A 24,390-nucleotide genomic window follows, 5' to 3' on the forward strand; every position below is an offset into this window, starting at 1 on the left:
CTGGTGAATATGTCCTTGTTGTATCCGATAATTTTTAAAGGTCAACTTTCTGGCCGTCTTTGATATTGTCCTGACCTGACACGATGATACGATCGCCGGCCTGAAGCCCGTTGGTCACCAGAATGGAACGATCTGATAATCCCCCTGTGCCGATACGTTTACGGATCGCCCTGTTCTGGCCGTTCACTGTGAAAACATAGGCAAGGTTGTCGGCGTCGTGTACAACTGATTCTATTGGGATGGTAATTGCGTTGGTCTTGCGGGAAGTGCCGATACTGATATCAGCAATCATTCCCGGCAACAATGTGCCCTTTGGATTATCAAGCCTTATCTTGACGGAAAAGGTTTTTGATGCTGGATCTGCAAGCGGATTGATGATGGTGATACTACCGTTGAGCTGCTGGTTCAGTGTCGGGATAGTAATCTTTGCGGTCATCCCGTTTTTCATTGCACCCACTTCGCTTTCCGGTACGGAAATCCTCGCATAGACCTGATCCGTCCTGACAATAGTAAACGCTGGGACACCCGGTGCGGCAGCGCTCCCTTTTTCGATCATTTTTGCTGCGATGATACCGGTCATAGGTGAATAGAGCCTGCTGTCGGCAATATGCTTTTCGTTTATCCCTTTGTTGGCCTTAGCCTGGGCTAGTCTGGTCTTGATATCCATATAGTCCTTTTCCGGAAGGCTGCCTTTTTTATATAGCTCATCGAACCTTCTGTATAGATCTTCGGTCTGTTCAAGGCCAGCTTTAGCTATGGATAACGCGTAGGTATATTCCGTAGCATCAATACCGGCCAACAGCTGGCCTTTAAGTACGTGCTGTCCTTCGTTTACCATGATTCGGTTGACGGTTCCGGCTACAGAAAAGCCAACCTGAGCGGTGTTGTCTGGTTCGATTGTTCCCGAATAGCTTAGCGTTTGCTGGCTGCCGATTGAAGCTACAGTCTTGACTGTTACTTTGGCAGGGATTGTCGTTTGCTTTAACTCGTTTTTTTGTGTACAACCAAATAGAGTAATCAGTCCGGCAGACAACATCCCCAGGCAGGCATGGTTTGTAATTTTCATTTTGTGATTTGATTAATTAAAATTTTATAGCAGATTTTCATCCCGGCAATCAAGTATTGTTAAGCTTTGCAGGGGAAGCGGGTTTAAAAAAAATGCTGTTTTGACCCGGGCAAAGGTCATGTTTGATTTTGTAAGATTTGGTGATAATCACGGGCATTCTATGGACGAATCACGTTTTTTTTATACCTGGTGGAGATAAGGATTACACATCAGGGAGTATAAATCATAGGTATGACAGGGTTTCAGTCGACTGGGAAGGGAGGGAGAATTAGGTTGGGTGCGGTAAAGAAGCATACGGACGACCGACAGATTTTGGATCGTCTGGTATAATGAATAAATAACAAAATCGAAAAAACTATCTTTGTGTAGTGATTAGAAAAATGAGTAAAAAGACAACATCCATCCCTGTACATTCTTTGCCCAAAGAATATCAGGAAGATTTTGTTTTTAAACAAGTAACGCCTGACGATTTAAATGCCCTTAATGAAACAGAACATGCACACAGGCACGATTATCATATCTTTTCGTTAGTACGAACAGGAACTTTCCATATTGAAATCGATTTTGAGCAGTATCAAATACAAGCACCTGCGGTACTTTACATTCATCCCAGCCAGATTCATCGCATCATAAAGATTGAAAAAGCGGACGTTTTTCTTCTTGGAATGAATAGTGAGAACCTGAATCCCGATTATTTAAGAAAATTGGAACAAGTTATTCTACATGCAAGGTCATTGCCGGTAAAATCCGCTATTTATACAATTTTAGACCAAACCCTCATCTTATGTGCAAGCCTTTTTGAACGGAAAACAGACAAATTATATGCTTCCGTACTAAAAGATTGCTTTAATGCTTTTGTAGGTTTGATAGTTTCACAGTATCTGGAGCAAATAGAGGGTACAGACAACCTTTCACGTTATGACATCCTTACCAAAAAATTTAAACTATTATTGGAACGAGATTTTATCCTGATTAAACAACCCTCGGATTATGCTGACGCCCTGAATATCTCTACATCTTACCTTAATGAATGCGTCCGCAATGCCACAGGATTACCCGTTTCCCATCATATCCATCAACGCATCATTTTAGAGGCCAAACGATTACTTTATTATTCCGATAAATCGGTTAAAGAAATCGCGGCCGAATTGGGTTACGACGATTACCCCTACTTTTGCCGGATTTTTGCTAAGATAACAGGAACAACGGCTTTGGCCTTTCGAAACAAAATAACTCATTAGGGAATAAATAGCGTTCTCCACAATATACATTTTGTGCAAAACCGCTATTCGTCCAATACAAACACCGTTTCGTCTATCTTTCACTATTTATATTCATTCTAAATTTGTAATCAGTTAGAGATTATAAAATTATGATTATAGACGATTCAAAATTCCCGGTTGTTTTTGTGAACTTTCAGCACAGCCACTCAGTAGATGAAGCCCATGGCCACGAGGGTGGCATTGCGGCATTTACCCGCCTTTTCGAGCGGAAAAAACCTTTTGTGATGATCAGCACCGGTGAGACACCCGAAGAAAAGCACAAACCTTCACGGGAGGAAACCAAACAGGTAAATGCCTGGAGGAAAATCCATAAGGAAGACCTCAAATATACAAAGGCGACCATACAGGTTGAGCCGAGCATAGTAAAGCGTATGGGTATGAGACTTTTTTCAAATGTATATGAGAAATTTTGGAGAAATCCACTTCTTTTTGCCGAAACAAAAGCAAAAGCAATTGAAAAGGCCGAACAAATACTAAGGGAAGTTTCTACCGGCAAATCGGAAGCAATATAACTTTTGTTTAAATGGAAAGAGCAGCAAAATGGGTACCCAATGCGATGAAGACTTTTATGATTTCCTAAATGCCAGTGAGGACGATAACGAAGGAATTGAAGATGAAAAATTCACCAACTATACCGAAACACGATCATGACCGCATTGGCATCCGAATAGAACCAATAGACGACAGTATCATTAATACACCCTCAGATTTCCATCAACCGCACCGGCATGAACATTATATTTGCATTCTGGTAGAAAAGGGTTCTATAGAGAACTCAGTTGATTTCAGAAAAACCATTGTCCGTAAAAACTCGCTCTTCGTTTCCTATCCCGGACAGGTACACCAGTTGGTAAAATCAACGGGTGTTACGGGCTGGGTGCTTGCTATAGACAACAAGCTCGTGGACGATACCGTAAGTTCAATATTGCAACAATCGCTTTCAGAAGTCATCAACCTGGAGCTAGGGCCCGGAGAATCGAGATGGTTTAAAAACATCCTGGGATTAATAGCAGGTACTGCTTCAAAAGACCTTGGTATGGTCATTAATTCTCAGGCACAGGTCACGCTGGCAACTGCTTTTATACAGCAGGTGGCTTTCGTTTACCAGGGAAGGGAACAGCGCTTTACGTTACATCATTCCGCAAACAGCATCTATATTGCCAAAAAGTTTAAACAGGTGCTGAAACAACAATTCAAGGCATTAAAGCGTCCCGGCGACTATGCCGAAATTTTGAACCTTTCGGTAAGCCACCTGAATGACACGGTAAAAGCTGTGACAGGTTTTTCGTTGACCTACCTTATACAGCAGGAAGTGCTACGGGAGGCACAACGGTTATTATACCATTCCCATTTCAGCGTAAAAGAAATAGCGGTTTCGCTGGGATATGAGGATTATAAGTATTTCAACCGCCTGTTCGGCAAGGTTGCCGGGATTTCGCCCGGAGCCTTTCGGAAACAGGAAATAAATAGGACAAAATAGTAAATAAAAATCATGAAAGAAACAGGACACAACCACGAGCATAGCCACAGTCACGAACATGGACACGAAGACGGCCATCACCATCACGCAGGAGGCATGCATGTACACCCCATTGTTAAGAACATGCGTATTGCTTTACTGCTCAATGTGTCATTTACCATCATTGAGTTTGTCGGGGGGATAATGACGAATTCGATGGCTATATTATCTGATGCTATCCACGACCTGGGCGATAGTATTGCCATCGTATGCTCATTGGTACTGGAAAAGAAATCCACAGGCGGAAGAACCCAACTGTTCACTTACGGAAAAAGGAGACTTTCGGTACTGGCCGCATTTTTTACCTCTCTGATACTGATTGCAGGTTCGGTAGTTATCCTCACGCAGGCCATTCCCCGTTTCTTCCATCCGGAAAGCGTGAATACGGGGGGCGTATTATGGCTGGCGGTACTCGGTGTGATATTCAACGGGCTGGCATTCTTCAGACTGTTCAAAGGGAAAAGCAAATCCGTTAACCAAAGAGCGGTAATGATGCATTTGATGGAAGATGCGCTGGGCTGGATTGTTGTACTGGTCGGCGGGTTTATCATGTATTTTACCTCCTGGATGTGGATAGACCCTTTATTGTCCGTAGGCGTAGCCGTCTTTATCCTCTACAATGCAATACGAAACATCATGCAGACGCTAAAAATATTGTTGCAGGTAAAACCCGACAACTTTAACGACGAGGAAATAAAGGCCGCATTGCTTAAAATACCAGGTATAACCAATATACATGACCTGCATGCCTGGACAATGGACGGGGAGTACAATGTGCTGACTACTCATTTGGTACTAAATAGCGATGCTAATATGGAAGACATGCGCAAGGTGAGAAACGAGGCATATCATTTACTTTCCCATTTAGAGATACATCATCCCACCCTACAATTTGAATTTGAGGGAGAATCATGTGCCTTGATACACTGCTAAAAATATATCGTATGAATACAGGAGAAAAAACATTGGCAGAAATGAGTGAAATCCTTGAAGCATATTTAATCAAGAACAACTATCGGAAAACCCCCGAACGTTTTTCAATACTGGAAGCGATCTATTATTTCAACAAACGTTTTGATGCAGAAATACTCTACATCGACATGATAAACAAAAAATACAGGGTGAGTAGGGCAACCATATACAATACACTTGAAATCCTGGTTGCCTGTAACCTGATTGTGGAGTTGCATTTCAACAAAAATATGGCTGAATATGAACATGCTACACGAAAAGGGGAGCATTGCCACATCGTTTGCCTTGATTGCCATGAGGTAATGGATATTAATGAGGAGTTTCCCCGCTTAAGCGCTGAAGAAAAACAGGTACCCCGGTTTGGGTTTGAGATACAACAACAGGTACTTAATATTTTTGGCAAATGTATGAGCCATGCAAACGGCTTCTGCGATAAAAAAAGCAGAGACCTGAAAATGCCTTTGGCATAGTATAAATTGCTGTTTTTATCCACGCATCTTCCAAGGCCTTAAGAACCTTTATTTGCCCCTTTGTTGTTGTATCCCACGTTGTTTTTGCTTCCATAGGAAACAACTGCCATTTGTCCTACTTATCCCGTGATTGGTGAGATGAAAAAAGGAAAGTAGACCTATATATTTGCGTCGTATTTATATTAAGTCTAAATAAATATAAAAAGCAATTGTAAAAACTTTACCATTTCTAATCATAATGTGGAATATACAAAAAAAGCAAGGCAGTATCATTATAAAATGCACAATAGAAAGCAGTGTATATTGTGATGATACTGTCCGGGGGAAAAATTGGGTTAAGAAAATAAACAGCATAATACTTTTCTTTACGTTGTTCATGTTGTTTACAGCACAATATGCTGTTGCACAGAACAAAACTTCCATTACGGGAAAAATAACCGGCATTTCGGGAGAAGCAGTACCGGGTATTAACATAAGGATTAAGGGCCGTGAGGTTAGAACTCTGTCGAAGGAAGATGGAACTTTTGAGCTGAACAATCTGAAACCCGGCAATTATGAATTGCTGTTCCATGGATTGGGTTATAAGCCACATAGTCAAAAAATAAGCCTGTCCGCCGGACAATTCATAAAAGTAGAGGTAAGACTAACCGAAATATCTACTGTTTTGGAATCGGTAACCGTAGCTGGCAAAACGCAGGCTGCAGAGATAAGACAGCAGGCCTATAACGTGGCCGCCATTGATGCCCGCAAACTTCATAATACCACTTATGACTTGAACCAGGCGCTGAACAAAGTTTCCGGCGTAAGGATAAGGGAAAGCGGCGGGCTTGGCTCTGCTTTTAATTTTTCCCTGAACGGTTTTACCGGAAACCAGGTCAAATTTTTTCTGGACGGCATCCCTATGGACAACTTCGGAACATCCCTCCAGATGAACAATATCCCCATCAATATGGCAGACCGAATCGAAGTGTATAAAGGGGTCGTTCCGGTATGGCTGGGTGCCGATGCACTTGGTGGTGCTATCAACATTGTAACCAACACCAACCAAAGGGATTACCTCGATGTATCCTATTCCTATGGTTCGTTTAACACGCACAAGTCCGCCGTTAATGCGGGATATACTGCCAAATCTGGCTTTACCGTGCAGGTGAACGCCTTTCAGAATTATTCAGACAATAATTACAAGGTGGATGTGGACGTAGCTAACCTGACCACCGGGGTTTACACGCCCATGCGGGTACGCCGCTTCCACGACACTTACAGAAATGAGACCGTCATTGCCAACATAGGTGTTACAGGAAAACGATATGCCGACAAACTCCTTTTGGGTATTACCCTTGGCCAAAACAAAGCCGATATTCAGACGGGTAACCGGATGTTCGACGTGTATGGTGCGCGGAAACGGAACGGCGATATCATAATGCCCTCCTTAAAATACCTGAAAAACAACCTTTTTATAAAAGACCTTAACCTGAGCCTCAACGCAAATTATAATCTTGGCCATGAACAATTGGTGGATACCGTTTTTAAGCAATATAACTGGTTGGGGGAATCCAGGGATAAGTCTACAGACCCCGATGCAGTTGGAGGCGAACTCAGACGAACTTTGTACAAGTATAAAAACAACAATGCCAATATTACCGCCAACCTTGGCTATAAATTTTTAGACAAACATTCCTTAGCATTAAATAACACCTTTTTAGGCTTCAACCGAAGAGGAAAGGACGAGTTGGACCCGGACAATAAACTGAACATGCAGCCGAGAGAAAACTTTAAAAACATTTTGGGCCTGGGCTACCGTTACGACATGAATGAACGTTTCAATGCTTCCGTATTCCTGAAAAATTACAACCAATCCACAACCGCATTCCAAAGCTATACATCACCGAATGCGCCCTGGGGTACGCTCCCCAATTACACCAAACAAAAAAAATCCGTAAATAAAAGCGGCTATGGGGCGGCGGCTTCCTATTTTTTGAATACCGGCTTACAGGCAAAAGCCTCTTACGAAAAGACTTACCGTTTACCCGAAAACGATGAGCTATTCGGTAATCCGACCATAGACCGGATTGAAAACTTTTCACTTCGCCCGGAAAGTTCTGAAAATGCGAATCTGGGGCTGGCCTATCAGTTTATACTTGTTAAAGAGCATAAGCTCCATATAGAGTCCAATTTCATTTATCGCAACTCGAAGGATTTTATCCGGCCAAACCTGACCTCTGTAGGTGGTGTTGCCATGATACAGATGCTCAACCAACAGGATGTAAGGACAACGGGAATTGATGGAGAAATCCGGTACACGTTCAAGGATGCCCTGGTTGTGGGAGTGAATATGACCTGGCAGAACATCCGTAACCAGACAAAATATGAAGCTAATGAGACACAGGTCAGCCAGATATACAAGGACAGGATACCCAATATGCCCTACCTCTATGGAAATGCGAATGCGCAATATTCCATCAAAGGGTTGGGGATTGCCACCAATGTGCTGAATATTGGTTACAACCTGACGTATGTGCATGAGTATTACCTGAACTGGCCCAGCCAGGGGTCAACCGGTAGCAAGCTGAATATTCCTGAACAATTCCAGCACGATGTCAATGCTGTATATAGCATAAAAGACGGACGGTATAACATTGGCCTGGAATGCAGAAACCTCTTTGATGCAAAAATATACGACAATTTCAGCTTGCAAAAACCGGGCAGGTCAATCAATATCAAGTTGCGGTATTTTATTGCCGGAAATCAAAAATAACGAAAGCATTTTATCAAATTTTTTAATCCATAAATATCAAACAATATGAATAGATTTAATTTTCTCCTGCTTGCAGGATTGTTCCTTGGCCTGGCAATGACCGGGTGCAGTAAAGATGATGATAACAATTCACCAGATCCCGAACCGGTTGGCAATGCTAAGTATGTACTGGCCGTAACGACAACTGCCGGAGGCGCCACCACTTATCTGCTCACTACTGATAATCTTTCAAAAGGTACCGCATCAACGACCGGCAATGGTACAGAGACGGACGACTACGGCTATATTGCGCAAAACAACACCTTGTTCGGCCAGGTTTACGGTTTTAGCAATCAGGGTCCGGTAACGGCTTTTAAACTTAATAATCAAGGACATATCGTAAAGGGAGCCACCCTCAACATGATGACAACCCATGCCATGGCAACTGTTAATAACGACGATATACTGTTTGCAAATATACCCAGAGATATTAACAGCCCAACGGCCACCTTTACGGTAGTCAATGCAGTAAACCCCCAGATAAAAAGTAGCGGCAGCGTTAACCTAAAAACAGTAGCAAACAATGGCGAACTGGCTTACTTTACTCATTTAGTACAAATTGGCAATAAGATATATGCTCCCTTTATGAGCATTAAAGGGACTACCGGCAATACTTTTACGTCGGATTACCTTGACAATAGCTGGGTTGCCGTGTTCAGCTATCCTTCCATGGTGCTTGAAAAGGTCTTCAAGGATAACCGCACAAGCTACATTGGTTCCTATTCTGGAATGAACGGGCTTAACAAGATTGACAATGGCGAGGTCTATGCCTTTTCCACCGCAATAACAGGTTCTACCAAACATTCTGCCGGACTTAAAATAAATACCAATTCGCAAGAGTTTGATCAGAGTTATTTCTTCGATATAGAAACAGCTTCTGGTGGGCATAAATACGCCAGGAGTACTTATGTGGGCGGTACTCGTTTCCTTGCTGAAATGTATACTGAAGCAGGTGCATCAACAGGTACGGTAAAGCTCGCTATATTGGATGTGGCTGCAAAAACGGTAACCTGGGTTACCAATTCGCCAATTTATACACCATCTCTTTTCTCTACACCCACTTACGTAGAAGGTGACAAGAATACCGTTAATATCCCGATAAAAGATGCAACCGGACAGGTCGCCATCTATCAGGTTAACGGTTCCAACGCTACAATAACAAAAGGACTTGTGGTAAACGGCGCAGCAGATGTTTATGCCATTAATAAACTCACCTATTAGGGTGTAAATTATATGCAACAGATGAAAAAAATATTCAGGACAGTAACTTTTGCCTTGCTAGCCTTTTTTGCAGGTGGTGCGCTTTCCATGGCACAAACGACAACTGAGAAAATAAGCATTGCACATTCGTTAGGTACAACGGAAGTTTCCATAAAACCGAAGCGCATCGTGGTACTGGATTTTGGCGCACTGGAAACACTCAATGACCTGGGCGAAGGCAACAACATAGTAGGCATAGCCAAGCCCGGATTGCCGGATTACCTCAAGCAATACCAATCGGAAAAATATGCCGATGTTGGAAACCTCATGGTGGTTGACAATGAAAAAATAAAAGCCCTTAAACCCGATCTGATTATCAGTTCCGCACGCCTGGAAAAAGCTTATCCGGACTTATCGAAAATAGCACCTACCATTTATCCTGGCTTTGATTACGAGTTCTATTGGGAATCATTTAAAAAAAACCAAAGGAACTATGGGCTGATTTTCAATAAGGAGAAGCAGGTGGAAAAAATACTGAATACCCTTTCACAAAAAATGGAACACGTGAGAGCCAAAGCGATTGCATCCGGTAAAAATACCTTGCTTATTATGCTGTTCCACGACGGCCGTATGGTGGCATTAAAAAATCACTCTTACTTCGGTTTTATTTTTGATGTTTTGGGGATAAAGCAGGCAGCTAACATTCCTGCGAATGCGCCATTTGGACAACCGCTAACAATCGAGGATATCCTGAAATATAATCCGGATATGATTTTCGTGATAGACAGGGGAGCCGTGGTAGAAAATATTCCGGTGGACAAATCGAAACTGGAAACCGATTTGATACGGCAGACCCGAGCCTATAAAAATGGAAATTTCATTTATCTCGATCCGGTGGCCTGGTATGTTTCAGGTGGTGGCACCACCTCTGTAAATAAAATGATTGATGAGATTGATGCAGCCTTCAAATAACGTTATATAAAAATAAAACCTGTCAAACAAACAAACCAAATATAACGCAGGGAATATTGAAAATAAATTGATGAAATATCTACTCCGATATTCCCCACATGAATGGGCTGGCGATAGATTGATGATTAATTGTGCAATTTTCTATCTAGTTTTCTTTTGTTAGATATGGTTAAAAAGACTAAATCATCGCCCCTAATACTTTAATAGCTCACTTTTACAACCATCAATCGATTTAAACTTTTTGTGTTCTTTTCTTAATATAGTATTATCAAGGCATTGTCTTTGCTTCCAATTTTGCGTAGTATTTATGTTGGTCTATGGAAAAAATTAAAAGCAGGCACGATGTGTTGGAAAAAAAGTTAAATTTGAGTTGATAAAAAAACCGTTACCAATACATTACGGGATTTCTTTGAAGTATTGTAACTAATTGATAGACATATTATTAGAAATGGGTAGCGTCCGTCTGTTAATCAGAGGGTCGCTGGTTCGAGCCCAGCAGAGGGAGCCAAAACCTACAACGAAAGTTGTAGGTTTTTTGCGTTTAAGGGTTGGGCGAGAAGTTTATCTTGAGCGTAGACGAAAGGAGCCCAGCAGAGGGAGCCAAATAGGTTAAATAGAAGAAATTCTCGTTTGCTCTTTCTTTTTGAGATCCTAATTGAATGATAATTAATAACATGCTGATCAAGCAAAAAGTTGGGGATTAATTCCAGACATAAATTTTAGCTAATCTGAATAAGAAGGATTTACATCTTTCACTCCCCTGAACTGTGCCCTGAATTTAGCCAGAACAAGGGTCAGATGAGTAAGAATGATGTAGGACTGGCATTGAACCACGTAGCTCGTGGACGAAAAACAACTGACTGTGTAAAACTAAAACCGCATGCCTAATCCCAGATCATGCGGCGTTATTGTGTAATCGAAAACCTTAAATTTGAATATCAAAAAAAGCAGATTTTGTTTCTCCTAACTGTCCACTGTTATTTTCTGAACCTTGCTCTGTCTTGGCTGTGGCAGGTAGAAAGTATTTGCATAACCAATTGGTTTATTTAATAGTAATTGGCAATGATGCGGAAGCTAAGCCATCGGCTGTTGCTGTTATCGTTACTGTACCCGGTTTGTTTTTAGCGCCAATAATTGCCAGGGCCAGACCATTGAATGCTTTACGATGATCGGCTTTGAACGATTCGTGGCTGGTTTGGCTTCCATTATCAACACCTGCCAGGAAGCTATCGGCACCTGATAATTTGAATTTGACATCATTATCAGCATTAGGTACCATTATACCGTTCTTATCTACAATTTTAACCGTTATAAAAGAAAGATCATGATCGTTTGAAAGTATGGTACTCCTGTCGGCACTTAATTCTATCCTGGCTGGCACGCCTGCAGTTTTAACTTCGGTAGTTTTCACCACTTTGCCATTTTTGCGCGATATGGCCTTTAAGGTACCCGGCTCATAGTTTACTTTCCAGGCAATGTGCAGACTGTCGCCCTGTTTTGATTTTGTACCTAATGATTTGCCGTTTAAAAACAGTTCAACCTCATCGGCATTACTGTAATAGGCCCAAACATCAACTATTTTACCAGCTTGCCAGTTCCAGTGCGGCAATATGTGGAGCACTGTTTTATTGGTCCATTCGCCCTGGTACAGATAATAAACATCTTTAGGGAAGCCAGCCAGATCTATTATCCCGAAGTATGAACTGCGGGATGGCCATTGGTAAGGCCATGGTTCGCCTATATAATCAAACCCGGTCCAGACGAACTGACCTGATAGAAAAGCATGTTTTTTATATATTTTCAAGGTTTCCTCGTGGGTATGACCCCAGGGTGCCGAAATATTATCATAGGCATTAACGGTATGATCAGCATTCATTTTCCAACTTACCCTTTTGCCATTAACTACCCCGCCTCCCGGCCACCGTTTAATGGTATCGGGCGAAGTATTGTAAACACCGCGGCTTTCCAGCGCCGAAGCAGTTTCCGTACCAATGAATTTTTTACCGGGGTAATCCTTCTGAAAATTGGCCAGTTTATCGTTATGATAATTATAACCTAACAGGTCAACAGCTCCAGATTCAACAATTTTATTGCCCGGGCCAGGTTCGTTATTGCCTGTAGTGATTGGCCTTGTGGTATCCAGTTGGTGGATAATACCGGCTAGCTCACGGGCTATACGTGTCGCGCTGGTATCTCTTTGCTCCGGTATTTCATTTCCAATACTCCATATCATCACCGAAGGATGGTTCCTGTCGCGCAGTACCTGATCTGTCAGGTCGCGCTTGTGCCATTCCTTAAAGAAAAGATGTGAGTCAAACTGAGGCCTTTTATGAACCTGCCATACATCAAATGCTTCGTCCATAATAATAAGGCCCATGCGGTCTGCCAGGTCTAAAAACTCTGGTGCGGGTGGGTTGTGCGAGGTGCGTATCGCATTTACGCCCATTTCCTTTAATATTTTAAACTGTCTTTCCAGTGCATGTACATTAAATGCTGTGCCCAGCGCGCCCAGGTCATGGTGTTGACAAACGCCATTTATTTTCATGGAAACACCGTTCAGGCTGAAACCTTTATCCGCATCAAAATTGAAATAACGGATACCTAGTGGTGTTTCATACTGATCAACAACGACATTATCCACAAATATTTTAGTTTGTACTTTATACAGGAATGGTTTGTTAACCGACCATAATACCGGGTTATTAACACCGAAATTTTGGCTTACTGTAGTAACCGTATCCTTTAAACTAACGCCGGTAAGTGTTTTACTTGCTACTACTTTGCCATTGGCATAAATGCTGCTGATAATAGTGGCAGGTTTAGCATTGCCTGCCGCATTTTTTATGCTAACGCTCAGGTTAACATCGGCATAGCTTGCGCTTACCTTTGGTGTGGTTACAAAAGTACCCCAATTGTTAACGGCAATTTTGTTGGTGCTGATCAGCCAAACATGGCGGTAAATACCAGAACCGGAATACCAGCGTGAATTTGGCTGCAAAGAATTATCAACCTTTACACTTATCACATTTTTTTTACCGTCATAATTTAAATACGGCGTAAGCTCATATCTGAAACTGATATAACCATTTGGTCTGTAACCTAAATGATGGCCGTTGATCCAAACATCGCTTTTTTGATAAACACCGTCAAATGTAATATAGATCAGTTTGCCTTTATCAGTTCGCGGTATGGTGAAGGTTTTACGGTACCAGCCTATACCGCCCGGTAAAGCGCCACCTTCCACAGTGGCGGGGTGTTCTTTTTTAAATTCGCCCTCTATGCCCCAATCATGAGGTAAATTTAATTTTCGCCAGCTGGCATCATTAAAACCAACATTTTGGCCGTTGGGTACGTCGCCCAGGTTAAACGTCCAGTTTTGATCAAAATCTACAACCGACCGCCCACTTTGCGCATGCACAATAGCTGATAAACTGATCAGGATAAACAGATATAATAATTTTTTCATCTTGGTTAGAAATAATTATTAAATGTATCTATAACGTTTATTTATAGCAAGTAATTTAGCGTAAATTATGTGTTATATTAGATTCACGCCTCTTGACCACCATGTTCCGAGAAATAGAATGCCGATTCCGCAGCGGGGAAAATACCCCTGACATTAAAAATGATAGTCATATCACTTTCTGTAATTATAAAGCATTAGCTTGGATAGGCCTTATATATACCGAAGCCTAGCAGAAATTTAAGGAAATGACTGGTGAAAACAGTGATAGCCAGAGTTCGAAAATATCTTTAATACAACAAGGAAACAGTTAACGCATATAGTTAATTTATAGACTATGAAATACTTAATCATTCTAATCATTATAATTTCAACCCACTTCACAGCAGATGGACAAGAGAAAGAGAATATATATTTTCTCCTAAAAAGTGGAAAATACACAAAGGCTAACTTGACCAGATATGTTACCATCAAGACCCGAAGGCTTGACACCGCTTACTCGTTTACCATGCCCTGTAATTGTAAGCCACAATCCTTACATTTTTATCATAACACCAATCCGGAATCCGGAAATGTGAATCAGAAAATTTACACGATAAGGAGGAAAACTTTAAGAAAAATCCACTTTGTAAACCTTGAAACATTAATAGACATCATCAAAAAAAACGACACCTATTTCAGTAGAAAATTTAATCTTTTTCTGGTGGAACCTGGCGATATTATAACTGTCTTTCCGGTATTCAAAGTCACATCATTCGGAGATTACGCCGATGATGTAGTAGGACCATGATCATAAATTTAAATTTGGTTTCACCCTGTGAATAGGTAAAAAAACAGATTTCAATAACAGGTTATACTTATGCAGTGAATCATTTCCCCAAAAAAAACCAGTATTATTATACCTAACAATGTATTTTTAGGGAAATAATTGACCTACTAACAATGCTTCGATATGAATTTTAATTAAATCTGTTTAGTCACCAAGAGAAGCTAATTTCGATAGTGAGGCCATAATTTGGTTCGAGAATTGCCCATTAAGGGGAGCAAAGATCTTTAAGTCTGAAAATCACATAAAACCTCATTTCTAGCTAATAGGATAAGCAAATTTGCTAAACTTGAAATAGCGAAAAATCCAGTAATGGATTAACAGTTAGCTGGCTGGAACAACCTAAATAATTGAGGAACTTAATCTTTGAGGTAACTTAGGAATTTTGGTGCTATGGCCAAAATTCCTAAGTTTTACCAGACAACAGTGATTAAATATTAATCGAACTCAGATTATGACTTCTTATATGGTAGTTTATACCTATCATCTTTAGTGTTGAAATAAGTATGCCAAGGCCAGAAAGCGATAGGATTCTTCCAGAAAGTTCTATATAAAACAGTATCTGCTTCCTTAACTTTTTTGCTTTTAACATACTCTTTAAAGGATTCTTTTATACCTGTTACATTATTGCCACTTCTATCGATCACGTCGAAATTTCCCGAATCATTACTATATCTATAATGCTTTTCATCTAAAGAGTAGTCGCATATATAGCTCACTGGCGGAATATTGCTTAGAATAATTGTTATACCGGTCAATTTTATTAAAACATATTTCTTTTTCATGCATGTCTTTTCCTCAAATTTTGACTATCGTGAGAGATAATTGGCACGGCATTTCAACTATTGTTATTAATTCTATTGACTATTATTAAAATAATCCATACAATTAAATATGGAACTAAAATAAAAGCAAATAGTGTCAGGTACCAAGAAGCTAATATGCCAAATAATAAAGGTATGTATATGATAAGCTTTCTGTTCTTCAGTTTATTATGAATAAACGGCAATAAAAGCAGTGCTACATTTGTTGTGAATTGTAGTATCCAATGTATAAACATTAGCCAAACCAATTGATGACGGATGATATCAAAATAAAACATTTTTGGAGCGGCGAAAAATGTGTATTGATACAAAAAGCTATATTCCCCATTTATCCTTATCCCTGTAAATAAACTAAGTAACCCAAGAATAACGAGTAACGAAGTAATCTTAAAATTTTTCATATGATTTTTTTTAATTGCAAGGACCTTTTCCAACTGTACCCGGACTTGACGTTTTATTTGCACCAGGTAATGATCCTAAGATTTGCCCAAAACTTCCCGGTGTGTTTCTAAATAATCCAGTTGTAGAGTCGGTGAATTTAGCACCTGCTGCATTCATCCAACTGATCGCCGCGTCTGTGCAATTATATTCATTGAGAAAAGCATTTGTAAGAACGTAATCTCTGTTTGCGAAATCATATTCAACTTTTTCTAGGCCTTTATTAAATTGTTGCGCAGTAACATTGATTGTGTAACTTACATCAGCAGCATGTCCACTGTTGTCTACCATCGTACCTCTACCGGCTAGTGAGCTTTCGGATGGATAAAATCCCAATGTCTGTTTAACACTAGTACCATCTGAGTTATTTTTTTCAAAAGTCACGAAACTATGTCCGACATCAAAATTATTTCCATTTATAGTCGAGAATATGATTCCCGTAGGAATATTGTAGGGATTATTTGTAACAACGCCACCAGTTGGAAGTATTATATTGTACCAATCACCTTCACCCTTTACAGGTTGATCAACAAAAATTGTCATTTTGTAAGTTGCCGCTTTACCGTCTGCAAAGCATTTGGTGTATTTTTTAATGTCTTGAATTTTAGGTGTATTATTCACAACAGGTATCGCTCCCTGTAGCTCTTCTGTAGTGATCGTAGGTGTGGGTGTACCCGGAGTGCCTCCACCACCACCGCCACTGACTCCGCATGTCGAATAAAGCACGTCATAGTAATAATAGCTAGCATCGGACTCTAATAAATTATAATATTCTTTGGTAGCGTTTGCTGCATGCTCAAGTGCTATGCGAATCATATTTCCTAGTTGATCATTATCTGTTATATTGTAAAAAACCATGTCGTTTTTGTATCCATACATCGGCATTTCATAATCTAAATACATCCCATATTTCATATATGAAAACACATTACTTCTGAAATAATTAGCGATTTGATCACTATATTTCTTAACATCCCATTCATTCCACGGATATCCAGAAAATTGATAATAAAAGTCAAAAGTTATTGCAGTTTCACAGCTTCTGATAGACTGTGTTACTGACGAGCCGGCTCTATCTTTTGTAAGCGACATCTTTTGATTTTTTACCGATGCTATATTCTTTTGCTTCAACTCTTTTTGGATCGTCTTTTCTCGATTAATCACGGTTTGAGGTATGGTCAGACCCATTGTCGAGAAATTGTAAAGTATGGTTTGCAACCTACGCGTTTCTGAAGAGCTGCCAGCCGTAGCAGATGTGGTAATATAAGTCCTCACAATAGCCTGAAAAATGTTTTTTTCGGTACCAAAGGATAATTCTAAGGCTTTGTTGCAAGGCTGGTTGTCTTTAGAATCGGTATATAGTAATTGATACTGCGTTTGGCATCAGATGAAATCCTAAGTACAATTTTCTCCCAATCCAATTTTTCATTTGGCTTTAGCGAAGCCTCATCGGGATGGTCTTTGGTGTAACTGACCCATTGTGTATAGAGTTCCTTAACAAAGGGGGAGGTTGACTGATCGGGTGGCGGAACATCAACAAGACGCGTCTCTTTTTTGCACGAAATGGCTACGACTGCGATAAGCAATAAATAATAACGATAAAATCGCTGGATGGAGGTTAAGGTGTGCGTCATTTTAAATGTCTAATAGTGGTCAATTTGTTGATTTTAATAAAAGTAAGTTTGCTTTTAAGAAAGCATCTTCTCACTATATTAAGTTATACTCCAAAAATATGAGATCACTCTTTGAGATTTTTTGACAAAAGTCACAAACTGAAACGCTTACTTTTTTCTTATTCGACTTAAAGTTTCTCTGCTTATACCCAAATAGGAAGAGATATGACTCAGAGAAATTCGGTTCAAAAGTTGGGGTTGGTTTTGAATCAACTGCTCATAACGTTGTTTAGCGGAAAACATACGCAGCGAATTTGCCTGCGCTTCATTACGTATATAGTATAATTCCGTAAGCCTTCTTCCAATAATATTAAATTCAACGAAACGCTCATAAAGCCAATCCAGCTTATCCTTCCTGAGAACAATAAAAACACTGTCTTCCAATGTCTCAATATATTCAAAACCAGGCTGTGAAGTAAAAAAGCTGTATACTGAGATGACAAGTTCGTTTTCAAACAAAAACCACGTATTTGTTTCAATGCCCTCTTTGTTCAGGTAAAACACCCTAACGGCACCACTCACGATGAAATAAATACGATCACTTTTTTCCCCTTCACTTAACACCTTTTGGTTCTTATCCAAACTCATGACCTTACTCTGCTCAATGATAGCTTCTTTCAATGTGATGGATAGCTCGCCCAATTTTGAGAATACCCCAAACAATTGGTCATAAGGTGTTAATTTTTGCATTAAAAAGATTTTCAGATAATTTAGAAATTATAAAAGTTATTTAATAACCTCAGTATTAAACTAAAAGTTAGGTACCTATAAATCCGCCACTAACAATACGCAGACCATACAGCGCAATGCCGGCCTTAATTATTTAATTAAGTTAAACATTTCAAAATGTAATAGCGCTATTAGCAAAAATCCAAAAAGAGAAATACCATTTCAAGGCATTTCTCTTTTTGGATTTAACTGTAACGGGTTACTCATGGAAAGCGCTATTTTAAGGCTTTATAAGTTTGTACAAAGATTCCACCGGCACCGTATTCTTCAATACCATCTGCAATCCCGGATTCATCTCACTATGTATTAATGGATGTGTATTAGAAACGGTAGCAACAACATCACCATATTCATTCATCACCGGACCTCCGCTGGATCCTGTTGCATAATCTGCTGAAATCACGACCATTTCACGAAAGAACCTATGATTTGGATCTCCCGCTTCCTCCAGGTATTTATCCATTACGTTACCTTGTGAAAAGAAATAATGCATCCCTTTTGGATGTCCTAATACAAACACCTTTTCGCCCACTTTTGCACCTTCCGCAAGCGGCAAGGCTGGCAGCAGGTCGCCATTTGTTTCCAGTTGAAGTACGGCCAAATCATTTTCTTTTGAGGATGTCAATACTGATTTCACAGCATAAGTACGTCCATTGGCCATCCTTACAACGAAACCTAAAGGTTTATTTCCGTCAGTCATATTCGCATAAGTAGCGACCACATGGTAATTCGTAACCATGATCCCTTTGGGGTCAATAATGTACCCTGAAGATTCGCTGATGTGTGCATTAGAACACCTGGGGCATAAATAAACGCAACCTGTAATTACAGTAGCCGCTTTTGCACGTTCGTAGATGGCATTGGCGGTTAAAACTTTTTTAGAAGGTTTAACGATTCCAACAGCAGCTGATTGAGGTGGATTAGCCAGCATCTGTTTGGCATCCTCTAAAGTAACCGTCTTCGTTTTTAAAAGCAAAGAATCTACAGATTTCTGATAATCGACGGCTATTTTGGCATCATTGGTAAATCCTTGCGCCATTGTAAGAGTAGAAATTAAAATAAAACTCAACAGCATTATAACGACCTTTTTACAGGCCAACTTCTCTGAAAATATATTCATTTAAATCTTATTAATTAGTAAAGCCAATCATGCTACGATAACCTTTGGCTTCTTTCTCTAAGCTCTCCACCCTGGTCTTAAAATAGTCTTTAATGGCTCCTTTCTGTGCATCATTTGCTTTAGCCATCTGCCCCATTAAAATTCCGTCCAGTATTCCCTTGTAAACATCTGTCGGAGGCATTATCCAGATATAACGCTTATAATAGCTGATCAAACCATCTACATCTTTATTAGTTACGTAAAGCGCAATCTTACAAATGTGTGTTTCTGCCTGATCTGGTCGTAACTTTAGCAAACCAATAATATAAGCAACCTCTTCAACCTCCTTAGAGGTGTAAAATATGTTGTAACGTGCTGCGCTACCTGCGGCAATGCAATACATGTCTTTTCGCACTTTGTCGAAAATAATGCGGTTGATAACATCAGTACCCATCGCCTGATCCATATCGCCCTTATACATCAAAAGCTTATGAAAAAAAGGACTGCCAAACTTCACGGTACCTAATGCCAGTTGAAGATAATCAGGGCTAAATCTTTCATAATCTAAAAGGTGGTCAAATACATCTTCCAAAACTGGTGAAGGATCCTGAGAGTTTTGGTACAGTGCAAGGGCGTAAGGCATTCCAGTCTGCATGCCTTTCTGTGCTTCATAAGCTGCTTTCAGGCCTTTCAGAGAATTCTTCGGATCTAAGGCAGCCTTTACTTTTTCCACAAATTCATCGGCAGTCGACTTTCCAACTACCCTATTGATTTCCTGCCCCTGAGCATTCAGAATTAAAAAAGTTGGGTAAGCACTGACGTTGTATTTTTTAGCAAGCTCTTTTCCCTCTCCCTTTTCCATGTCGAATTTTACAGAAACGAACTTTGGGTTGAAATAATCGCCCATTACCTTTTTGGGAAATTCCATTTTCGCCATCTCAATACATGGAATACACCAGCTGGTATAACAATCCATAAAGATCAGTTTAGGGTTGGCAGGATCAGAAGCTTTAGCCATCGCCCCACTCATTGTCAGCTCCTCAAACTTTATCCCCTGGCCAAAGGTGGCAGTATGGCACATCGTAATTACTCCAATCCATACGGAAATTAAAAATATTCTCATGTTTGTCCTTGGGAAATATTAAAGTTTTGACTCAATTAAAGCTTTCAATTTAGTATCTGAGGGTCTAGGAGCATCAAATGACACCATTTTTCCCTCTTTATCAATTAAAATGTATCTTGGAATCTCGGTAACATCATAATCTGTTACAATCGGGCCTTTGTTATTTGTGAATAAATGTACACCAGATAGTTTCTTTTTCTCTACCATATCTTTCCACTTAGCTTTATCTGTATCAATAGAAAGACTGATAAATACCACATTCTTACCTTCAAAAGACTTTTCGAGCGTTTCAAGCGCAGGTTGTTCGGCAATACATGGTGCACACCAGGTAGCCCAAACATCTAATAAAACTACTTTGCCACGATAATCAGAAAGACTACTGGTTTTGCCGTTGATATCTGGGTATGAAAAATTGATTGTTTGACCACCTGCCACTTTTAATTTTGCGCGGTCGGCTAAGATGTTCATCTTTTTCTTCTGCGCGTCAGTTAACATATATTTCTGGTTATTTGTAGTAAATGCAACCAAATCCATAGATAATCCCTTCTCTGCTGCCTTTAAAGCCACTTCCGCAAGTAATTCTTTATTTGAGATTTCCGGAAGGACCAACTCACTGGCCATACCATTCTCCGAATTATAAATGATGTGTTTGGCGAAACTCAACATCTGAATGTAGTCAAAGCCAAACGGAAGTGTCCAGACCGCTTTGTCAGTATATTTTTCATTTTTAAAAAGATCAGTGAAATACACTGGATACTCATCTTTTCGTCCAAAATTAATTCCTGAAGCAAATGGCAGCAATGCATCATATCTCACACTGTAAGGGAGCATAAATTTCACATATTTATCGAATGCCTCGTTACCCGTTTTTATACTTTTAACAAAAGCATCCACCGGGGCTGCTAGTGAATCAAGTGTTGCCGTAAGTCGCTCGGTGGGTATGGTATATCCTTTGTTGCTATGTCCAAACTTTTGTAGTGGAAGAACAAGTTTATACCAGTCTGCAAATACCTTATTCTCCTTACTCAGGTTACCCGAATAAACGACGTTTCCGTCAAACGCATCAATAGTTAGTTCTTCGCCGGCACGCATGTAAACGGGATATTGATCTGCATTAAAGCCCAGGTAACGAATTGCATTCAGGTCACTGGCGGGAATTTGGATAGTAAACGATTGGTCCTGTCTGGCAACCAGGGCCATTGAAATGGGGCTTACGCCACCTGCTTCCTGTTTGGAAAAAATAACTCGATCCGCTTTGAGATTTTGGGGAAGGATCTTTGTGAATTTTCCTTTGATGACCGCATTCTGTGCAAATGAAGTTAGCGACATCGTCGCCATTAAAATAGCAATAATTGATTTTTTCATGTAATTTATTTTTGAATAGGATGGGTATGGCGTACATTCGCCATACCCGTTAAGTTTTTATTGATTTGGAATGCCTAAATCTGTTAGGATCTGGCGTATTAAATTATATTTGATCATGATTACAGGATTTGAGTCATACAAAGCTTTAAATTCTGCATCCGTACGCCCAAGTATAGCCTCCAGGTACATATTTGCATCCATAGAAGGCGTTGCGGGCGTTAAATATGGATTGGTTGGCTCAGCACCAAGAAAACCTATGGCCTGCAATGTCGGGCTTACACCAGCGGGTAAACCTGTTACCCTATTGAGATAATAAGTAGATATATTGTATGTATCACCCGTAGTGATAAACTTGCGGGTAGCATTGGCAAATTTGTCCAGTATGTCGGCGTATTTGGGCCTGAGCATGGCACTTGTAAGCATGGCCCGCAAGATTTCTCCTTTATACTGTACTTTTGTAGTTTGATCCATGGTAGGAATGTTCGCAATCTGACCGATAACTATGGTATTTAAACCCTTAAAAGCATACTTAAAACCATTGGTATTCAGGTTGGCGACCAATAAAATACTGGGCACATAAATACCTTTCGGTAACACTGGCAAAATTTCGCTCTTTAAATAGGCAAGTGCAGCAGGTACATCCGCTTTATTGCAATAACTGAAAGAATAAACAAGGGGTGGCGCTCCAGCCTGGAGACCACCAATGGAGTAACTTAAAGACAGTTTCTCATAATGGGTAAAATTCCGCCCAAAAACATCTGTCCGGGCTTGTGTACCAATTGTATCATTAACGTAAACCGGAATACCAGTCTCTTTAAAAAAGAGGTAATTGCCATGAATGGTGGCGTCGTTGGGATTGTCGTCTACAACCAGCCAGTTTTTGTCGTAATCCGGGAAAACGGTTACCTCCTCCTTCCGGCATGCAGTTGCCAATAAAACAAGGAATATGCCTGCGACATAAATTTTATGATTCATATTAAATGGATTTATAAAGGTTGAACAGTTCGTACACTTCTAACAGGATTAGTTAATGAACCCCTGTTGAATTCTATGGCATAATTTGGAATAGGAACTTGCCAGCCCGCCGCATCCTGTGCAAAAGACTTCAATACATAATTACCGATAGGTGTGTTTGCATTAGTTTGCGCATTATAGCTGTAAGCCGGGTGCCTGATGGTAAAATCCTGTGGAAGCGGGTATCTGGAGTTTACCGCATACCGCCTCAAATCGAACCACCTGTGCCCTTCAAAACATAATTCCCGTCTGCGTTCTGCCCTGATAAATTCTACCAGTTCCTGATTGCCAGCGGGTATTTGATCTATTGTGGCGTTTTTAAACCGCTTTACCCTTAGCTTCTGGATTTCATTTCTCGCTTCATCATTTGCTCCGGTCATTGCCAGGGCCTCTGCGTTGTTTAAAATTACTTCTGCATAACGGAAAGAAAAAATGCAGGATACCTGTTCCGGGTCATTATAGGTTTGCCAGCTGCGGTATTTCGCCGGTAACCATGATTTAGTTTTAGCAGACCTTTGAAAGAAAGCATTAAGCCTCAAATCATCTGAAGCATAGCTACTCATTAAAGTGCTTGAGGCTTTAAAAGACGAGGCCAGGCGATCATTACCGCTATAATTAGCGGTAGAATCATTTATAAATACGGCAGGTACTGCATTCGCCCCCATGGTAAAAATGGATTCATTCGAACTCCGGTAAGTAAAATTCGTATTTGGTGAATATAAATTCAGATCATTAAGCGTATAGCCCATCGCACCAAGACTTTTACCTGCGGCTATCGCTTTGTCATATTGCTCCGTATACAAGTATACACGGCTTTGCAGGATTTTCACCGCTGCAATCCCAACCCGTATTTTTGTATTCGGGTTATAGCCCTGTAAGTATTGTTCGGCCTGATCAAGATCTGCAACAATTTGTTTATAAACTTTATCATTGTTGTCTCTTTTAAAATAATTGTCTTCTACTTTTTCTGAGATCTTCACTGGAACACCTTCGTCTGTAGCAGCTGAATTGACACGGTATGGACTGCCATAAACATTTTGCAATAGGAAATAATAGTAAGCCCTTAAGAAATAGGCTTCACCACGAATGTGTTGTAAGGTTGAATTATCAGCCGTTTCTGCTATTTTTGAAGCCTCAAACAAAATGGCGTTTATAGCCCCCACACGCTTATAAATCTTTCTCCACAGAATTTCATCCCAGGAAAGATTCAAGACATTTAATGCAGGCGTTTGGCTCCAGTTATGGAATCCTGATAATTTATAAAGCGGGGTAGACTTGTCGGTTTCTGCGAAGCCAAGTGCAAACTGTTCAGAATCGTCGTCCATAACATGAAGCCATGGCGCGGTTAGACCGGTTTCTGAAAGGTCGCCCATGGTCTCCTGATTGCTGTAAGCCGAAAGGGAAACACTGTTTATGAATGCTTCTCCGATCATCAGTTTGTTCAGATCATCTGTGTTTTGAACATATTTCAGATCAGTTGAGTATTCATCCAGAAATTTACTGCACGATGAAAAGAGCAACAATACCGGTAAAAAAATATAGATGTATTTCATGATGCTT

The 24,390-nt window shown here is 40.3% G+C and carries 20 protein-coding genes; 9 read left to right on the plus strand and 11 right to left on the minus strand.

Translation table 11 applies throughout. The features are described 5' to 3' along the window. Positions 1–34 precede the first annotated feature (34 nt). Positions 35–1,066, minus strand: a complete 1,032-nt coding sequence (locus tag BCL90_RS22985) for an efflux RND transporter periplasmic adaptor subunit (protein ID WP_121287649.1) — start codon at positions 1,064–1,066, stop codon at positions 35–37. A gap of 380 nt (positions 1,067–1,446) precedes the next feature. Between BCL90_RS22985 and BCL90_RS22990 the strand changes: the two genes are divergently transcribed. The 8 genes from BCL90_RS22990 (at position 1,447) to BCL90_RS23025 (ending at position 10,276) form a co-directional block, all read left to right on the plus strand. Next, complete coding sequence (locus BCL90_RS22990; protein ID WP_121287650.1) at positions 1,447–2,307, plus strand: AraC family transcriptional regulator; 861 nt, start codon at positions 1,447–1,449, stop codon at positions 2,305–2,307. 131 nt (positions 2,308–2,438) lie between these two features. Next, the gene (locus BCL90_RS22995; RefSeq protein ID WP_121287651.1) at positions 2,439–2,861 is read left to right on the plus strand and encodes a hypothetical protein; all 423 of its coding nucleotides are present in this window, start codon (positions 2,439–2,441) and stop codon (positions 2,859–2,861) included. Positions 2,862–2,962: 101 nt separating this feature from the next. Then, positions 2,963–3,829, plus strand: a complete 867-nt coding sequence (locus BCL90_RS23000; RefSeq protein WP_166792252.1) for an AraC family transcriptional regulator — start codon at positions 2,963–2,965, stop codon at positions 3,827–3,829. Between the two features lie 96 nt (positions 3,830–3,925). Continuing rightward, entirely contained in the window at positions 3,926–4,801 is an 876-nt protein-coding gene (locus BCL90_RS23005; protein ID WP_166792253.1) for a cation diffusion facilitator family transporter, read from the plus strand. An 11-nt stretch (positions 4,802–4,812) separates the two neighbouring features. Beyond that, positions 4,813–5,310, plus strand: a complete 498-nt coding sequence (locus BCL90_RS23010; RefSeq protein WP_166792254.1) for a Fur family transcriptional regulator — start codon at positions 4,813–4,815, stop codon at positions 5,308–5,310. A 376-nt stretch (positions 5,311–5,686) separates the two neighbouring features. Next, the gene (locus BCL90_RS23015; protein WP_244095126.1) at positions 5,687–8,065 is read left to right on the plus strand and encodes a TonB-dependent receptor; all 2,379 of its coding nucleotides are present in this window, start codon (positions 5,687–5,689) and stop codon (positions 8,063–8,065) included. Positions 8,066–8,110: 45 nt separating this feature from the next. Then, complete coding sequence (locus tag BCL90_RS23020; RefSeq protein ID WP_121287656.1) at positions 8,111–9,325, plus strand: DUF4374 domain-containing protein; 1,215 nt, start codon at positions 8,111–8,113, stop codon at positions 9,323–9,325. 21 nt (positions 9,326–9,346) lie between these two features. Next, positions 9,347–10,276, plus strand: coding sequence for a siderophore ABC transporter substrate-binding protein (locus tag BCL90_RS23025; RefSeq protein WP_166792255.1), 930 nt, complete (start codon positions 9,347–9,349; stop codon positions 10,274–10,276). 1,042 nt (positions 10,277–11,318) lie between these two features. Here the strand turns inward: BCL90_RS23025 and galB are convergent. Next, positions 11,319–13,742, minus strand: coding sequence for a beta-galactosidase GalB (gene galB, locus BCL90_RS23030; RefSeq protein WP_121287658.1), 2,424 nt, complete (start codon positions 13,740–13,742; stop codon positions 11,319–11,321). A 334-nt stretch (positions 13,743–14,076) separates the two neighbouring features. Between galB and BCL90_RS23035 the strand changes: the two genes are divergently transcribed. Next, positions 14,077–14,529 (plus strand): hypothetical protein, encoded by a 453-nt coding sequence (locus BCL90_RS23035; RefSeq protein ID WP_121287659.1) that lies wholly within the window; start codon positions 14,077–14,079, stop codon positions 14,527–14,529. A gap of 488 nt (positions 14,530–15,017) precedes the next feature. Here BCL90_RS23035 and BCL90_RS23040 read toward each other — a convergent pair whose 3' ends face one another. The 9 genes from BCL90_RS23040 to BCL90_RS23085 form a co-directional block, all read right to left on the minus strand. Next, entirely contained in the window at positions 15,018–15,323 is a 306-nt protein-coding gene (locus tag BCL90_RS23040; RefSeq protein ID WP_166792256.1) for a hypothetical protein, read from the minus strand. Positions 15,324–15,800: 477 nt separating this feature from the next. Then, positions 15,801–17,015, minus strand: a complete 1,215-nt coding sequence (locus BCL90_RS23050; RefSeq protein ID WP_121287662.1) for a hypothetical protein — start codon at positions 17,013–17,015, stop codon at positions 15,801–15,803. Between the two features lie 128 nt (positions 17,016–17,143). Next, complete coding sequence (locus BCL90_RS23055; protein WP_121287663.1) at positions 17,144–17,461, minus strand: hypothetical protein; 318 nt, start codon at positions 17,459–17,461, stop codon at positions 17,144–17,146. Between the two features lie 147 nt (positions 17,462–17,608). After that, positions 17,609–18,190 (minus strand): Crp/Fnr family transcriptional regulator, encoded by a 582-nt coding sequence (locus BCL90_RS23060; RefSeq protein ID WP_121287664.1) that lies wholly within the window; start codon positions 18,188–18,190, stop codon positions 17,609–17,611. Between the two features lie 259 nt (positions 18,191–18,449). Continuing rightward, entirely contained in the window at positions 18,450–19,349 is a 900-nt protein-coding gene (locus BCL90_RS23065; protein WP_121287665.1) for a S1 family peptidase, read from the minus strand. Between the two features lie 10 nt (positions 19,350–19,359). Then, positions 19,360–20,451, minus strand: coding sequence for a thioredoxin family protein (locus BCL90_RS23070; RefSeq protein ID WP_121287666.1), 1,092 nt, complete (start codon positions 20,449–20,451; stop codon positions 19,360–19,362). A gap of 18 nt (positions 20,452–20,469) precedes the next feature. Next, entirely contained in the window at positions 20,470–21,816 is a 1,347-nt protein-coding gene (locus tag BCL90_RS23075; RefSeq protein WP_121287667.1) for a TlpA family protein disulfide reductase, read from the minus strand. Positions 21,817–21,873: 57 nt separating this feature from the next. Beyond that, positions 21,874–22,791, minus strand: a complete 918-nt coding sequence (locus tag BCL90_RS23080) for a hypothetical protein (RefSeq protein WP_121287668.1) — start codon at positions 22,789–22,791, stop codon at positions 21,874–21,876. 11 nt (positions 22,792–22,802) lie between these two features. Beyond that, the gene (locus BCL90_RS23085) at positions 22,803–24,383 is read right to left on the minus strand and encodes a RagB/SusD family nutrient uptake outer membrane protein (protein ID WP_121287669.1); all 1,581 of its coding nucleotides are present in this window, start codon (positions 24,381–24,383) and stop codon (positions 22,803–22,805) included. Positions 24,384–24,390 lie beyond the last annotated feature (7 nt).

Source organism: Pedobacter alluvionis (assembly GCF_003664035.1).
GTDB lineage: Bacteria > Bacteroidota > Bacteroidia > Sphingobacteriales > Sphingobacteriaceae > Pedobacter > Pedobacter alluvionis.

Bases quoted from the DNA above. Each gene is read 5' to 3' on its own strand.
- BCL90_RS22990 (WP_121287650.1), top strand. From the start codon at position 1,447: ATGAGTAAAAAGACAACATCCATCCCTGTACATTCTTTGCCCAAAGAA.
- BCL90_RS23080 (WP_121287668.1), bottom strand. From the start codon at position 22,791: ATGAATCATAAAATTTATGTCGCAGGCATATTCCTTGTTTTATTGGCA.
- BCL90_RS23070 (WP_121287666.1), bottom strand. From the start codon at position 20,451: ATGAGAATATTTTTAATTTCCGTATGGATTGGAGTAATTACGATGTGC.
- BCL90_RS22995 (WP_121287651.1), top strand. From the start codon at position 2,439: ATGATTATAGACGATTCAAAATTCCCGGTTGTTTTTGTGAACTTTCAG.
- BCL90_RS23005 (WP_166792253.1), top strand. From the start codon at position 3,926: ATGCATGTACACCCCATTGTTAAGAACATGCGTATTGCTTTACTGCTC.
- BCL90_RS22985 (WP_121287649.1), bottom strand. From the start codon at position 1,066: ATGAAAATTACAAACCATGCCTGCCTGGGGATGTTGTCTGCCGGACTG.
- BCL90_RS23055 (WP_121287663.1), bottom strand. From the start codon at position 17,461: ATGACGCACACCTTAACCTCCATCCAGCGATTTTATCGTTATTATTTA.
- BCL90_RS23050 (WP_121287662.1), bottom strand. From the start codon at position 17,015: ATGGGTCTGACCATACCTCAAACCGTGATTAATCGAGAAAAGACGATC.
- BCL90_RS23000 (WP_166792252.1), top strand. From the start codon at position 2,963: ATGAAAAATTCACCAACTATACCGAAACACGATCATGACCGCATTGGC.
- BCL90_RS23075 (WP_121287667.1), bottom strand. From the start codon at position 21,816: ATGAAAAAATCAATTATTGCTATTTTAATGGCGACGATGTCGCTAACT.
- BCL90_RS23010 (WP_166792254.1), top strand. From the start codon at position 4,813: ATGAATACAGGAGAAAAAACATTGGCAGAAATGAGTGAAATCCTTGAA.
- BCL90_RS23085 (WP_121287669.1), bottom strand. From the start codon at position 24,383: ATGAAATACATCTATATTTTTTTACCGGTATTGTTGCTCTTTTCATCG.
- BCL90_RS23060 (WP_121287664.1), bottom strand. From the start codon at position 18,190: ATGCAAAAATTAACACCTTATGACCAATTGTTTGGGGTATTCTCAAAA.
- BCL90_RS23015 (WP_244095126.1), top strand. From the start codon at position 5,687: ATGTTGTTTACAGCACAATATGCTGTTGCACAGAACAAAACTTCCATT.
- BCL90_RS23025 (WP_166792255.1), top strand. From the start codon at position 9,347: ATGAAAAAAATATTCAGGACAGTAACTTTTGCCTTGCTAGCCTTTTTT.
- galB (WP_121287658.1), bottom strand. From the start codon at position 13,742: ATGAAAAAATTATTATATCTGTTTATCCTGATCAGTTTATCAGCTATT.
- BCL90_RS23020 (WP_121287656.1), top strand. From the start codon at position 8,111: ATGAATAGATTTAATTTTCTCCTGCTTGCAGGATTGTTCCTTGGCCTG.
- BCL90_RS23065 (WP_121287665.1), bottom strand. From the start codon at position 19,349: ATGAATATATTTTCAGAGAAGTTGGCCTGTAAAAAGGTCGTTATAATG.
- BCL90_RS23035 (WP_121287659.1), top strand. From the start codon at position 14,077: ATGAAATACTTAATCATTCTAATCATTATAATTTCAACCCACTTCACA.